Origin of the sequence: Pedobacter zeae (genome assembly GCF_014196715.1) — a bacterium.
GTDB classification, from domain to species: Bacteria; Bacteroidota; Bacteroidia; order Sphingobacteriales; family Sphingobacteriaceae; genus Pedobacter; species Pedobacter zeae.
On record NZ_JACIEF010000002.1, the window covers coordinates 1,150,491 to 1,164,334 of the forward strand.

At 40.5% G+C, this 13,844-nt stretch carries 11 protein-coding genes; 6 read left to right on the forward strand and 5 right to left on the reverse strand.

What is annotated here, in order from left to right; genetic code table 11:
• Genes GGQ60_RS11590 through GGQ60_RS11605 form a run of 4 tightly spaced genes read left to right on the forward strand, consistent with a single transcriptional unit; the run spans window position 1 to window position 3,270 of the window.
• Window positions 1-555, forward strand: coding sequence for a TerD family protein (locus GGQ60_RS11590; protein WP_183763961.1), 555 nt, complete (start codon window positions 1-3; stop codon window positions 553-555).
• Window positions 556-559: 4 nt separating this feature from the next.
• Complete coding sequence (locus tag GGQ60_RS11595; RefSeq protein WP_183763964.1) at window positions 560-1,174, forward strand: TerD family protein; 615 nt, start codon at window positions 560-562, stop codon at window positions 1,172-1,174.
• Window positions 1,175-1,201: 27 nt separating this feature from the next.
• Window positions 1,202-2,299, forward strand: a complete 1,098-nt coding sequence (locus GGQ60_RS11600) for a toxic anion resistance protein (RefSeq protein WP_183763967.1) — start codon at window positions 1,202-1,204, stop codon at window positions 2,297-2,299.
• An 8-nt stretch (window positions 2,300-2,307) separates the two neighbouring features.
• Window positions 2,308-3,270: a hypothetical protein gene (locus GGQ60_RS11605; protein ID WP_183763970.1), complete on the forward strand. Its 963-nt coding sequence runs from the start codon at window positions 2,308-2,310 to the stop codon at window positions 3,268-3,270.
• Window positions 3,271-3,730: 460 nt separating this feature from the next.
• On the opposite strand, the gene GGQ60_RS11610 is transcribed toward GGQ60_RS11605, so the two are convergent.
• From GGQ60_RS11610 to GGQ60_RS11630, 5 genes are all read right to left on the reverse strand, one after another.
• A complete protein-coding gene (locus GGQ60_RS11610) occupies window positions 3,731-4,036 on the reverse strand; it encodes a GIY-YIG nuclease family protein (protein WP_183763973.1) in 306 nt (101 codons plus the stop codon).
• A gap of 794 nt (window positions 4,037-4,830) precedes the next feature.
• Window positions 4,831-5,694: a dienelactone hydrolase family protein gene (locus GGQ60_RS11615; RefSeq protein ID WP_183763976.1), complete on the reverse strand. Its 864-nt coding sequence runs from the start codon at window positions 5,692-5,694 to the stop codon at window positions 4,831-4,833.
• A gap of 62 nt (window positions 5,695-5,756) precedes the next feature.
• A complete protein-coding gene (locus GGQ60_RS11620; protein WP_183763979.1) occupies window positions 5,757-6,761 on the reverse strand; it encodes a phosphotransferase enzyme family protein in 1,005 nt (334 codons plus the stop codon).
• A gap of 158 nt (window positions 6,762-6,919) precedes the next feature.
• Window positions 6,920-7,645: a LytR/AlgR family response regulator transcription factor gene (locus tag GGQ60_RS11625; RefSeq protein WP_183763982.1), complete on the reverse strand. Its 726-nt coding sequence runs from the start codon at window positions 7,643-7,645 to the stop codon at window positions 6,920-6,922.
• Window positions 7,642-9,138 (reverse strand): sensor histidine kinase, encoded by a 1,497-nt coding sequence (locus tag GGQ60_RS11630; protein ID WP_183763985.1) that lies wholly within the window; start codon window positions 9,136-9,138, stop codon window positions 7,642-7,644. The genes GGQ60_RS11625 and GGQ60_RS11630 overlap by 4 nt, the downstream gene beginning before the upstream one ends.
• A gap of 273 nt (window positions 9,139-9,411) precedes the next feature.
• On the opposite strand from GGQ60_RS11630, the gene GGQ60_RS11635 reads away from it, so the two are divergent.
• Together GGQ60_RS11635 and GGQ60_RS11640 are read left to right on the forward strand one after the other, a co-directional pair.
• Window positions 9,412-10,311 (forward strand): ABC transporter ATP-binding protein, encoded by a 900-nt coding sequence (locus GGQ60_RS11635; protein ID WP_183763988.1) that lies wholly within the window; start codon window positions 9,412-9,414, stop codon window positions 10,309-10,311.
• Window positions 10,308-13,826: an ABC transporter permease/M1 family aminopeptidase gene (locus tag GGQ60_RS11640; RefSeq protein WP_183763991.1), complete on the forward strand. Its 3,519-nt coding sequence runs from the start codon at window positions 10,308-10,310 to the stop codon at window positions 13,824-13,826. The genes GGQ60_RS11635 and GGQ60_RS11640 overlap by 4 nt, the downstream gene beginning before the upstream one ends.
• The last annotated feature ends 18 nt before the right edge of the window (window positions 13,827-13,844 follow it).

Consider the following 13,844-nt stretch of genomic DNA (forward strand, 5'->3'; position numbering starts at 1 on the left):
ATGGCAATTAATCTGCAAAAGGGGCAAAGGGAAAACATCAATGCCCCTAAATTTACAATAGGTTTAGGTTGGGATACCAACAGCTCTTCTACAGGTTCGGCATTCGATTTAGATGCTTCGGTTTTTATCATGAACGATCAGAAGAAATTAATTTCTGACGAAAATTTTGTTTTTTATAACAATCTGGTTTCGCCAGACGGTGCGGTAGAGCACACTGGCGATAATTTAACAGGTGATGGCGATGGTGATGACGAACAGATTAAAATCGACCTGACCAAAATAGATAGTAAGGTTAGCGAAATCTGCATTGTGGTAACCATTCACGAGGCAGAAAGCAGAAGACAGAACTTCGGCCAGGTAAGGAACTCATTCATCCGTATTTTTGATGCGGTAACCAACGAAGTGATCTTAAAATACGAACTCGAGGAAGATTTTTCTATTGAAACTGCAGTAGAGTTCGGAAGAATTTACAAACGCGAAAATCAATGGAAATTTGAGGCGGTAGGAGTTGGAATGAAAGGTGGTTTACAGGATTATTTAAACAGATATCAGTAATATTATGGCAATCAATCTTCAAAAAGGACAGCGTATCAGTCTTGAAAAAAGCAATGGAAGTAAACTTCAGCAGGTTTGTGTAGGGATTAACTGGGGTGCAATTGAAAAGAAAGGTCTCTTCGGCTTCGGATCGTCAAAAGAAGCCGTAGATTTAGATGCAAGTTGCGCTTTGTATAACGAAAATAAGCAGCTTTTAGAAGTTGTTTATTTTGGAAACCTGAAATCAAAAAACGGATCGGTAAAACACAGCGGTGATGATTTAACCGGAGACATGGGTGGCGACGATGGCCTTGATAACGAAATTATTACGCTTGATTTTTCGCAGCTGGATGCTAATGTAAATTATGTGGCATTTGTGCTGAACAGCTTCAGGGGGCATGATTTCGGTACCATTCCTTTTGCTTCGATCCGTATTTACGAAGGTACGACCAAACGCGTAAACGAGGTTTTTGCTACTTACGATATTGCAAACGGATCTAATTTTGCCGGTCATGTATCAATGGTAATGGGCGTTTTCTATAAGAAAAACGGCGAATGGAAATTTAATGCTATCGGTGAGCCAACCAAAGACAGAAAACTGGAGGAAACCGTTAAAACCGTAACCCAAAATTATTTATAGGCTGCAAGGCTGATCATATAATAAACTATGGAAACCAACCCAAATCTTCCCCAAGCCCTTACACCGGTTAAACTGGATAAGGATGGCAATGTCGATCTTGAAAAAATAACCAGCGAGGAAACACTAAAATACAAGGAAATTGGAAAGTCGCTTGAACCATCTGATGTAAATTCTATCCTGAATTACGGAAGCGAAGCCCAAAACTCGATGGAGAAATACAGTAACGAATTTTTATCGTCGGTTCGCACCTACAACAGTGGCGAGGTTGGCGGTTTAATTAACGAACTGTTAACTGAACTTAATTATATCGATGTTTCTGAACTCGAACAAAGTGGTTTTAAGAGTTTTATCGCTAAAATCCCTTTTTTAAAGAATCTGGTAGTTGATGTGAAGAAACTTTTCCAGAAATATGATGTGGTGGTAAACAATATCGATAAAATCACTAATAAAATAAAAGCGGGAAGGTTAAACTCAATCAAAGACAACAGTTCGCTGCAAACCATGTTCGATAGCAATGTGGGTTATATCCACCAGATGGAGGAACTTATTATCGCTGGTCAGCTAAAATACAACGAATTAAGTATTAAACTGGCCGAAATGGAAGGCCGGCCTGCTGATTACCAGGATTATGAAATTGCCGATTTAAGGGATTTCATCAGCCGTTTGGATAAAAGGCTGGCCGATATGAAGATTGTGCGTTTTATTATGCTGCAGTCGCTGGCGCAGATCCGTGTGGTACAGAACAACAATACCTCTATCGCAGAAAAGGCACAATCGATTGTTTCTACCACTATTCCGGTTTGGAAAAACCAGCTAACCATTGCTGTGGCTTTACAAAGGCAGAAAGCCAATGTAGAGATGCAGAAGAAAATTTCGGATACCACCAATACCATTTTGCAGAAAAATGCAGAAATGCTGAAACAGAACAGTATTGATGTAGCCAAAGAAAATGAAAAAACAGTGGTATCTTTGGAAACCCTGAAACGTACCACATCATCATTAATTGAAACACTTAACGAGGTAAAACAGATTCATGAGGCGGGTGCGCAAAGCAGACGTGTGTTGGATGGCGAACTTAAAACTTTGGAAGCAGAGTTGAAAAAGAACGTGACGAGGGTGAATTAAATTAGTCTATGGATGAATACCGCATAAATATTATCAAAAAATCGAACACAGAGATCAACCGGTTACAGTTGCTCTCTGTGTTTTTTGATGATGAGGTGATATATAAAATTTACCTGCGCAGCCAGGTTATTCATCAGCTATTTGTGAATAATGAAGAACTGGAAATCGAAAAACTCGACCTTTTCCACCTCCAGTTTACCGATAGTGTAATAGAACTGCTCAGAAAGATCAAAAAAAGCAACGAAAAAAATGTATCGCTCATTTACGATGAAATCGATCTTAATGAAGAACTGATCGGGAGGATGACGGAAACGTTGGCCGACCAAAAAAGTTTCCGGCTGGATAAGCAAAAGCAATCACTTAAAGTAAACCTGTCTCTGCGGAAATTGTTCAGTGTACTCTCTGATTTAAGTACTGAATTCCCTTTCTCTAAAAACATTAACGTTTTCAGTGCTAAATATGCCAATGATTTTTATTTCGATCTTAGTACGGGGCAGTTTGCACAACTGATCAATATTCAAAACAGGCAGGTATATACGAATGTACACGCCATTATCGAAAAGAAATTGATGGGGAAACTGTGTAAATATGATTTCCGTACAGAATTTTATATTGGTTTAAAATCAGGCGAGCAGGTGATCGAGGTTTACAAATTTTTGGATACAGACGATTATTATCTTTTTTTTCCAAGCAGAAACCTGTTTCTTTTCTGCGATTTAGCAATTTTGAAAGATCTTGATACGTCTACCAACCTTTCTGAAAAAGAGAAGGTTATACAGGAATTACAATACAAGAACGATAAATTAAAAAGCAATGCTGCGGTATTAAAAACGGCCATTCCGCAAGAAGTTATTAATTTATTGGAAGACAGCTATGCGAAGATATCGGATATCAATTTCTTAAATCACCTCAGTAATTTCGATGTTCAATCGAATATATTAAAGACCATGCTTAAAACGGATTTGTTTTAGCGGCTTGATTTTTAGTACGCTAATTACGTAAAATCGTCATCTCGACTGCAGCGCCGCGTAATGGAGAGATCTATCCCGAGACGGATTTAGCTTCGCTGAGCACTTCGTGGTTCTCGGCTTCATTGCATTTCGCTCGAGATGACGATCAGCGTGTGAACCTGCTCGAAATAGCTTTAAACAAAATTGTCGTCATCTCGACTGGAGCATTGCGGAATGGAGAGATCTATATCTCGGTAGATTTAGCTTCGCTGAGCACTTCGTGGTTCTCGGCTTCATTGCATTCGCTCGAGATGACGATCAGCGTGTGAACCTGCTCGAAATAGCTTTAAACAAAATTGTCGTCATCTCGACTGGAGCATTGCGGAATGGAGAGATCTATCTCGAGGCAGATCTCTCGGCTTCATTGCATTTCGCTCGAGATGACGATAAGGAGGAAGCTCCTACTGGAACAAAGAGGGCTTTATTCGTCCCAATCATTTATAACTGCTTTTAAATCATCCCAGTTTCGATTAAAACCATTAATCAAATTATCTTTCTTTGATCTATTCCATTTTTTTAGTTGCTTTTCCCGGTCTATAGCTTCTTCAATGGATAAAAAGGTTTCATAATATACGCAATAAATCAAATTGTATTTAGCTGTGAAAGAATTTGGATAAATTTTATGTTGATGTTCATAAATACGGCTTCTTAAATCCGAAGTTACTCCGATGTATAATGTTGTTCTTTCATAATTGGTCATGATGTAGACCCATCCTCCAAGTTCCATGTTAATTTATTTAAGAAGAAAGTTAGTAGTAATTATGCTAAATAATTTTAAACAAAATTGTCGTCATCTCGACTGCAGCGCCGCGTAATGGAGAGATCTATCCCGAGGCAGATTTAGCTTCGTTGAGCAATCGTGGTTCTCGGCTTCTTTACACTTCGCTCGAGATGACGATCAGCGTGTGAACCTGCTCGAAATAGCTTTAAACAAAATTGTCGTCATCTCGACTGGAGCATTGCGGAATGGAGAGATCTATATCTCGGTAGATTTAGCTTCGCTGAGCACTTCGTGGTTCTCGGCTTCAGTGCATTTCGCTCGAGATGACGATTAGCGTGTGAACCTGCTCGAAATAGCTTTAAACAAAATTGTCGTCATCTCGACTGGAGCATTGCGGAATGGAGAGATCTATATCTCGGTAGATTTAGCTTCGCTGAGCACTTCGTGGTTCTCGGCTTCAGTGCATTTCGCTCGAGATGACGATTAGCGTGTGAACCTGCTTGAAATAGCTTTAAACAAAATTGTCGTCATCTCGACTGGAGCACCGCGTAATGGAGAGATCTATCCCGAGGCAGATTTAGCTTCGCTGAGCAATCGTGGTTCTCGGCTTCTTTACACTTCGCTCGAGATGACGATTAGCGTGTGAACCTGCTCGAAGTAGCTTTAAACAAAATTGTCGTCATCTCGACTGGAGCATTGCGGAATGGAGAGATCTATATCTCGGCAGATTTAGCTTCGTTGAGCACTTCGTGGTTCTCGGCTTCATTGCATTTCGTTCGAGATGACGATCAGAGTAAGACTTACCTCGTTAACACTGCCAATTTATGTTTAAATAGCTCGATTGTTCTGCTCCAGGCCAGTTTTGCAGCTGCTTCGTTATACCGGGTAGGCGAGGTATTGTTATTAAAAGCGTGGTTCACGCCATCGTAAATATAAAGTTTATAATCGATCTTATTGTCTTTTAATGCCTGTTCGTAGGCCGGTATACCAGCATTAATACGTTCATCTAATCCACCATAATGCAGCATTACACTTGCCTTAATTTTTGGTACATCGGCGGCATTGGGCTGTGCGCCATAGTAGGCAACCGCGGCCTGTAGTTTAGGATCGTTAACGGCCAGTTTGTTTGCCATTGCACCGCCCCAGCAAAAGCCAACACAGCCTACTTTACCGTTCCCATCTTTGCGGTTGCGCAGGTATTCCAGGCCTTTTAAATAATTTTGTAAGTTTTTTTCAGGATCCAGTTTACCGATCAGCTCACGTCCTTTATCTTCGTCGGCAGGTGTCCCGCCAAACGGCGATAGTGCATCAACCCCCAAAGCAATAAAACCCTCGGCTGCAACACGTTTCGTTACCTCAATAATATGTGGGTTTAACCCGCGGTTTTCGTGGATAACCAATACACTACCCAGATTCTTTTTACCTTTTGGTTTGGCCAGAACGGCTTTGATATCGCCATCAACACCTGGATAGGTAATGTTTTGAACCTCAATATCGTCGCTTTTAAAAGCGGCTGCTGCCACATAGTTGTTTTCGAGCAGGGGTAAAATCGTCATTGCCAAAGTTGTGCTGCCCGCCAGGACTGCCAGTTTTTTCATGAAATCTTTTCTGCTGATCTGACTGTGTGTGTACTCATCGTACAGGTTAATTATTTTCTGGTCCATCTTACTGATTTTTAATTACCCTACAAGATAATCAAGGTGATTGATATTTAACCTGGCGTTGCCTAAAAGTTACAATACTGTTCTTCCCACTTTTTGATCAGCGATACCCGGTGTTTGGTATAGCGCGGCGTTAAAAATATATTCGACCAGTCGTCGTAATGATCATAAAAGAATTTGAGGAAAAAAATATGAAAAGTAATACCCAGATAAGGGATGGCCTTTAATTCATCACGTGTTAATGGCCGGATCTCCTGGTAAGCCTGTAAAAAAGTGCCAAAATCTTTTTCAGCCTGTTCTTTAGTGATCAGGTTGTTAAGCTGGTGGAAGAAATAATGGTTCAGGAAGCTCATTAGATCGTTAATGAGGTAGCCCTCGCCCGCAAAATCGAAATCAAAAAAAGTAATATTTCCCTGTTCATCAACGTGAAAGTTTTTTGGAAAGAAATCGTAATGGCAATAACCGTAGCTGAATGCTGCAGTATCAAATCCTTCAAATTTTTTTACCACTTTGTTTGCGATCGTGTTGAGGTAATCGAATTCGTCTTTCATTTCAGCAAAGTGGGGTTTCAGGTCTCTTAAGGGCTGAAATAAGGTTGTTTCAAAATCAAAAACCGGCCTGGGGTAAGCCAGTTTAATGGCAGCAGTAGTTTGATGCATTTTGGCTATATCGTGTCCCAGGCGGATGAGCTGCTGGTCACTGAGGTCTAAAACTACTTCTCCTTCTGCAAAAGAAAACAACACCCCGTTTCTCAGGCCTTCAATGGCGTTAAACTGCTGGATATGTTCCCCTTTCACATCACTCAAGGGATAGGAGACCCGATTTCCCTCAGCTTTTAAAATATTGAGTAATGCTACCTCACCTTCAATTTCGCTCCTTTTACGGTGGGCATCGCGGTAAATCTTTAAAATGTATTTTTCAGAATCGTTTTCCAGGATATAGGTATCACTTACATTTCTGATCAGTAAACGGCAGTTTGTAGAGGGATCTAAACGGTAGGCCTCAATGATATGGTTTTTTAAAGCGGCAGCTGATAAGGTAGAATATTGGGCCGGGAAGAAATTCTGCATGGAAATGGGCTTTGGGATTTCAAATATAAATTTTCAAAACTACATTTTTGCCATAATTAAGGTTGCCATGCCAGGCTTAAGACTATTGTTTTAAGGTCTACGAAAGAAAATACATCAACCGGTTTTCAGCGTAATGGAAGCCCAAAACGTTCCATCAGTTAATCATCTATATTCAGGAGCGGTTTAATAATGCCCCTGAAATTTTTACCAATGGGCACCTGCTGCCCGTTTTTAAGCACAATGGTATTGCCCTCAAGGTAATCGACATATTTTTTATTGAGGATAAACGATTTGTGTACCCTGATAAAATTATCGGCAGGTAACTGTGTCTCGAAACTGCCCAAAGTTCGTGGGGTAAGTAAAAATTCGTTGCCTTTCCAAACTTTTACATAGTTGCCTAGGCTTTCCAAATAGTGTATTTCTTCTGTATTGATGAGGATGTGCTTTTTATCTACCTTGAGCGAAATCTGTTCCCCGGTCTGGTTTACCGTTTTTTCAATACCGGTGGTTACATTCTGTTTTTTAAGCTGGTAAAGCTCAAGCGCCCGGTTAATGGCCTTTAAAAAGCGATCCAGCCTAAAAGGCTTTAAAAGGTAATCGCAAACCGCGAGGTCGAAACTTTCCAAAGCATATTCTTCATAAGCCGAAGTCACAATTACGAGCGGTTTTTGCTGTAAAGTCCTCAAAAAATCCAGGCCGTTCAGTTTCGGCATCCTGATGTCAAGGAAAATCAGGTCTACCTGTTGCTTGCTCAAGAAAAGCAGTGCTTCTGTAGCGCGGTAGCAATGCCCAACAATGCTGATAAAAGGAATATCTTTTACATATTCGGTTATAATGCCATGGGCAAGCGGTTCGTCATCTACAATTAAGCAACGTAAGCTCATGCAATCCGGAGTTTAAGTTCGGCTTTAAAGATATTACCAATTGCGCTGATATGCAACGTATAACGATTTGGATAGAGCAATTCGAGCCGTTTTTTCAGGTTATTGATGCCAATTCCCCTGCTTTCTTGTATTTCTTCCGGATCGAAAGAGTTTTCGCAGGTGAAAATGAAAGCATCACGATCGCTGATTAATGAAAGTTTTAGGCTAGCTGCGTCTTCTGCAGGTTCAATACCATGTTTAAAGGCATTTTCGATAAAAACGATGAGCAGGAGCGGTGCAATATCAATCTGATCGTTATCAACCTGTTTATTAAACTCAAAATGCAGCGTTTTCCGTAAACGGATCTGCTGTAACCGGATATAATCTTCGATATAATCCAGTTCCTGCGAAAGCTTAACTGTTTTCTCCTGCCCTTTGTAAATGGTATACCGCATCAGCTCTGATAGCTGCAGGATACTTTCGGGGGTTTTTTCCGATTTCTGTAAACTCAAGGCGTAAAGGTTGTTAAGCGTATTAAAAAAGAAATGCGGGTTGAGCTGCTGTTTCAGCAAATCGAGTTCATTTTGAGATTTTTCCTTTTCAAGTGCCAGGATCCTGTTATTCTGTTTTCCCCACTGCAGGGCCAAAACCACGGGCAAACTGATGAGCATGATGGCAAAGGCACCAAAAGCATTTTCGAGCTCGAAGGGATTAGCTACAAATATGTCGCGTCCAAAAACAGTATTGATCGGCAATGAAATTAATACCTGTGCAAATAAAGGATAAAGAATGGCAACGGTGGCAGAAAGTGTGAAGAGGTAAATTAATAACCCTCTTTCCTTCAGTATTTTGGAGACTAAAAACCTGCTGTTGATGAAAAAAAGCAGGTATCCGCAAAGGTACATGATCAGGAATTGTGAAAAGAAACTTAAAAATGTGCCAAAGTTGTGAACCAGCATTTTAGCATCAAATTCAAAACCCACCAGGCGGAAGCCTTTTCTTTGATAAATGGGGTTTTCCAAACTGGATACAGCCATAACCGAAATGGTTGCGGCGAGCAAAATGATGGTAATTAATACGGCATTCTCCAGGCCGATTTTTTTGATCCACTTAATGTGCTGTACCTTTTTCTGGTAATATTGGTTGCCAATCAACATCAGCTCGAGTGCAAGTGCAGCCAAAGCGGTTGAAATAAAAATGGAATCTTCGAGTTTTGCCAGTTTGCAGTTAATTACAATAATTATAAAAACGGGTAGCAGAACAAGATAAGCCAGGCACCAGTACAAGGCATATTGTTTTTTAGTTAAAGTAGTTTTTAACCTGGTTTTAACAAAAGAAAAAATGAATACGGGCAGCAAACAAAGGCCTAAAGCCAGAATGCAGCTTGCATAAGTTAACCAGATGTTGCCCGGTAAAGAATAGGTGTTGAATATAGCAACCCACAGCAGCAGACCAACGTTGATAAAAAAATCCTGGTATTGATAACTGAAGTTTAAATTTTTGATATTAAGCATCGTTCGTTTACTATATACATGGTTTGCATACTTGCAGATCACCTTGCCTGGTTACCGTTTGTAACAACAAGACTGGGTCCGCCCATGGAATATTAAAATTACCAAAGTTTATCCTCAGCGTAAAATTTACATGATGAAAGGTGCATTTTTCGTGATGAAAGGAATATGGCCTGTTGCCATTTCCGTTTATCATCATTTCGGAGCCCTTCGTCACTTAAATTTAACAGACCGATTTAGGCTTTATAATTTGCGCCCATCTTATGTTAGAATAATATGGTACGGCTTAAAATACAGCAGCTTACAAAAACTTATCATAATGGGGTGAAGGCCCTTGACGATATTACGTTGAACATCAAAAACGGTATGTTTGGTTTATTGGGACCAAATGGTGCAGGTAAGTCATCGCTGATGCGTACACTCGCTACCCTGCAGCTACCGGATGCGGGGCAGATTTTTTTTGATGGGAGCGACATTGTGCAAAACCCAGATGAGATGCGGAGTAAATTAGGTTATTTACCGCAGGATTTTGGTGTTTATCCTAAAATTCCGGCTTTTGATCTTTTAAATCATTTAGCGGTTTTAAAAGGGCTTCAAAATAAAAATGAGCGCAAAGAACAGGTGCTTTCACTTTTACAGCAAACCAATCTGTTTGAGGTCAGGAAAAGATCTGTAGGTACTTTTTCCGGCGGGATGCGTCAACGTTTTGGTATAGCACAGGCCTTATTGGGTAATCCGCAACTGATCATTGTGGATGAGCCTACTGCAGGTCTGGATCCTCAGGAACGGAACCGTTTTCATGATCTGCTGAGCGAAATCGGCTCAGACCGCGTGGTGATCCTGTCTACACATATAGTAGAAGATGTGAATGATCTCTGTCCTGAAATGGCGGTAATAGCTAAAGGTAAACTGATTTTACAGGGCAAACCGGCCGATTTAACGCAGAAACTGAATGGCAGAATCTGGCGGAAGGCGATTGAAAAGACAGATCTGCCCCATTACGCTGCCCGCTACAGCATGATTTCGACCAAAATCATAGCAGGTAAATTGAATTTATTTGTATTGGACGATCAACTGCCTGCCGTAGGTTTCGAAGCGGTGTACCCGGGCCTGGAAGAGGTTTATTTTTCTTCTTTATTTAATTCGTCCAATCAAAACATGGAGGCAGGCTTATGACCAGGAATTTACTCCAATTCGAAATAAGGTACCATTTTAGCCAGGTATCTTTTAAAGTTGCCGCATCTGTGTTTTTTACCTTGGGTTACTTCTGTGTAGTTAAAGGTGGTTTTGGTTCGGCAGAGGTACATAAAAATTCGCCTTATGTAATTACCAATATTACGGCATTACTTTCGTTATTTTCCATATTCACCGGTACTATATTCAGTGCAAACGTCATATTAAGGGATAACATGTACCGGATGGAAGCGGTAATTTTTACCACTTCAATCAGTAAAGCAACTTATTTTGGGGTAAGGTTTTTAGGCCTGTTCCTTGCCGTTTTCAGTTTGTACCTCCTGGTAGTTTTCGGGGTTTTTATAGGTTGTTTTTTTATCGACCCAGCCCGTTTAGGTTCCTTCAATGTTCTCTGTTTTTTACAGCCGCTTTTAATTTTTGCCCTTCCGAACGTGTTCATTGCAACAGCCATTTTATTCTGTACAGCCGTATTAACCAAAAGTGCCAGGGCAATTTATGTAATTGGCGTGCTGATTTACATTTTATATATGCTGGCTTCCATATTGGGCAATTCGCCCCTGTTGGCTACTTCTACCATGAAAGCGGTTAAACCCAATGTTTTGCCTTTACTTTTAGATCCCTTTGCGCTGGCTTCATTTTTCGGTGAAACCAGAACCTGGACCGATGTGCAGCGCAATCAGCAGTTATTTCCGGTTGAGGGAGCATTTTTACTCAACAGGTTATTGTGGATCGGCATACCCGTCCTAATCATGATGATTACTTACTGCTTCTTCCATTTCAGGTTGCAGCGCGAGCGGCAGGTAAAGGTACAAACCGTTAAATCGGAGCAGCTGGCATTTATCCCATATCGTGTTTTACCTGTTTTGCCCAATGGTTTCCGCTATTTTCTGGGTACTTTAAAAACACAGTGCAAGTTCGAAATGATCTTCCTGTTTAAAAATATACCCATTATGGTGATGCTTTTACTGTGGGTATTTTTGTATGGCGTAGAACTGAAAGACCAGCTGTTCAGTGGTACTTACAGCATCCACAGTTACCCGGCAACGGGCATCATCATTGAAGAATTGCGCTCCATAAAATTTGGGCTGGTGCTGATTCTGTTTTACGCTGCAGAAACCATCAGCAGGGAAAAATCGGTCAATATTCATGCTTTAATTTATAGCACTCCCGTTCAGCATTCAGCCATGTGGATGGCCAAATGTACAAGCCTTTTCAGTCTCGTATTTACCCTCGTTACGCTAAATATTGGGATTGGCATTATTCTACAGCTTACACATGGCTATTTCCGGATCGAACTGCCGCTATATTTAACTTTATACTATTATAGCGCATTGCCGATGTTGCTTTTTGTGGTGCTGATACTGTTTATTCAGAATTTAAGCAGCAACAAATACCTGGGTATGGTATTGAGTATGCTTATGGTGTTTCTGATTTCTTATGCCGAAAGATTCGGAATCGAACATTACCTGCTCCGCTTTGCTTCCATGCCAGATCTGCTTCATTCTTATTTCAACGGTTTTGGTTATTATGCCAGCGCATTTAACGGGTACCTGTTATACTGGGCGGCTTTCTCCGTTATTATTGCTGTTTTAACTGTCGGAATGTGGCAGGATAAGGCTGAAATAAAGGCTGTTAACCGGTTTAAAACAATCGGTAAAACAGTTAAACAGTACCAATGGATTAGCCTTTTTGCCTTGCTGGTCTGGCTTTCCTCTGCAGCATTTATTTTTTATCAAACCAATATTATTGGAAAATATCAAAATAAACAGGCACAACTCAAATGGCGCTTAACTTATGAAAAGAAATATAAAACATGGGCAAATTTACCTCAACCTGTGGTAAAGGCAGTTAAAACGAGGGTAGATTTATATGTAAATGAAGGGAAATATACCATTAAGGGTAATTACTTGCTGAAAAATGAAACGCAATTTCCCATTTCAAAAATCTGGGCCTGTGTTGATCCCGAAGTAAGCTCATTTACTGTTGAAATGGCCGGGGGGCGCAACAGCGAAAGGGATGAACGTTTTGGCCAACAGTTTATTGATCTGAAAAAACCTTTAATGCCCAATGAAATCATAACTATGGATTTTTCTGTGGAGGTGATCCGGTCGGGCTTTACACCTTTAAATAAGGAGAATGCCGTTGTAAAAAATGGAACATACATCGAACTGGAGAAATTTGTTCCCCATTTTGGCTACTGTTATCATTTTGAAAGCGACAACAAATTGGAACGGAAGAAAGCGGGTTTGCCTGAAATTGCGACAGCCCCCACATACCAGCGTAATGACGAACGGATTGATCTGGAAACCACAATTTCTACCGAAGCAGACCAACAAGTGATTACAGTAGGCGAATTACAACAAGAATGGGTATCGGATCAGCGCAGGTATTTTAAATACAAAACCTCCAGGCCGGTCAATTTTATGTTTGCAGTTAGCAGCGCAAGGTATGCGGTTAAAAAGGAGAACCATAAAGGTATAGCGCTGCGTATTTATTATCAGCCAGGGCAGGAATATAACCTGAAAAGCATGTTTAATGCCCTTAAAGATGCATTGGATTATGGCAGCAAAAACTTTGCAGAATATCCTTTAAAGCAATTAATCCTTGCCGAAATTCCTCAATATAAAGGGGCTGCAACCGCTTACCCGGGCGTAATTTTTAGCGCCGAAAATATTAATTTCCTGGGTAATTATAGTCAAAATGGTGCTATAGATCAAAGTTATGCCATTGCGGCCCACGAAACGGCACATCAATGGTGGGCCAATAAACTGGTACCGGTAGATGGTGCCGGTTATGCCATGCTTACCGAATCGCTGGCCAAATACACCGAAAATGTGCTGATCGAAAAGCGCTTTGGTAAAATGTACCTGCGCAGGTACCTGGCTTATGATCATAACCTCTATTTTTTGAACCGGAACAATGGTGATAAGGAAAGGCCTTTAGCTAAAACTTTAGACCAGCCTTATGTGCATTACCAAAAAGGTGGGCTCATGATGTATGCAATTAAGGAGATTATAGGTGAGCAACAGTTTAATACCTTATTGCAACGGTTTATCGTAGATCACGAATATCCTAAACCTAAAGCTACAGCCAGTGATTTTGTAAATGCACTGCTCAGTCAGGCGCGACCAGAGCAGCAGAAATTTATAAACGATTGCTTTAATGAGGTGGTGACTTATAATTTAGGGATCAGCATGCTTGATTGTAAAGCTTTGAAAAATGGTAAGTATAAAATTGATGTAGAAATAGCTGCCGAAAGGCTAGGTGATGGCAATAAACAATCGCCTGATCTGGAAATAGATCTGGCCTGTTTTAACCAATTGGAGAGGGAATGGGATCCAAAAACCAAACCGGTTTATTTTAAAAAGTACCACCTTAAACAGAACAGGACCAAAATTTCTGTCGTTGTTGATCGTAAACCAAAAACAATAGCTGTTGATCCTTATGGGTATTTATTGGATGGAGATAGGAGCAATAATGTTGCAGTGTTGGATTAAAACCATTACTCATTGAAT

Excerpts from the sequence above, each read along its gene's own strand:
- GGQ60_RS11590 (WP_183763961.1), top strand. The coding sequence starts at position 1 with ATGGCAATTAATCTGCAAAAGGGGCAAAGGGAAAACATCAATGCCCCT.
- GGQ60_RS11595 (WP_183763964.1), top strand. The coding sequence starts at position 560 with ATGGCAATCAATCTTCAAAAAGGACAGCGTATCAGTCTTGAAAAAAGC.
- GGQ60_RS11600 (WP_183763967.1), top strand. The coding sequence starts at position 1,202 with ATGGAAACCAACCCAAATCTTCCCCAAGCCCTTACACCGGTTAAACTG.
- GGQ60_RS11605 (WP_183763970.1), top strand. The coding sequence starts at position 2,308 with ATGGATGAATACCGCATAAATATTATCAAAAAATCGAACACAGAGATC.
- GGQ60_RS11610 (WP_183763973.1), bottom strand. The coding sequence starts at position 4,036 with ATGGAACTTGGAGGATGGGTCTACATCATGACCAATTATGAAAGAACA.
- GGQ60_RS11615 (WP_183763976.1), bottom strand. The coding sequence starts at position 5,694 with ATGGACCAGAAAATAATTAACCTGTACGATGAGTACACACACAGTCAG.
- GGQ60_RS11620 (WP_183763979.1), bottom strand. The coding sequence starts at position 6,761 with ATGCAGAATTTCTTCCCGGCCCAATATTCTACCTTATCAGCTGCCGCT.
- GGQ60_RS11625 (WP_183763982.1), bottom strand. The coding sequence starts at position 7,645 with ATGAGCTTACGTTGCTTAATTGTAGATGACGAACCGCTTGCCCATGGC.
- GGQ60_RS11630 (WP_183763985.1), bottom strand. The coding sequence starts at position 9,138 with ATGCTTAATATCAAAAATTTAAACTTCAGTTATCAATACCAGGATTTT.
- GGQ60_RS11635 (WP_183763988.1), top strand. The coding sequence starts at position 9,412 with ATGGTACGGCTTAAAATACAGCAGCTTACAAAAACTTATCATAATGGG.
- GGQ60_RS11640 (WP_183763991.1), top strand. The coding sequence starts at position 10,308 with ATGACCAGGAATTTACTCCAATTCGAAATAAGGTACCATTTTAGCCAG.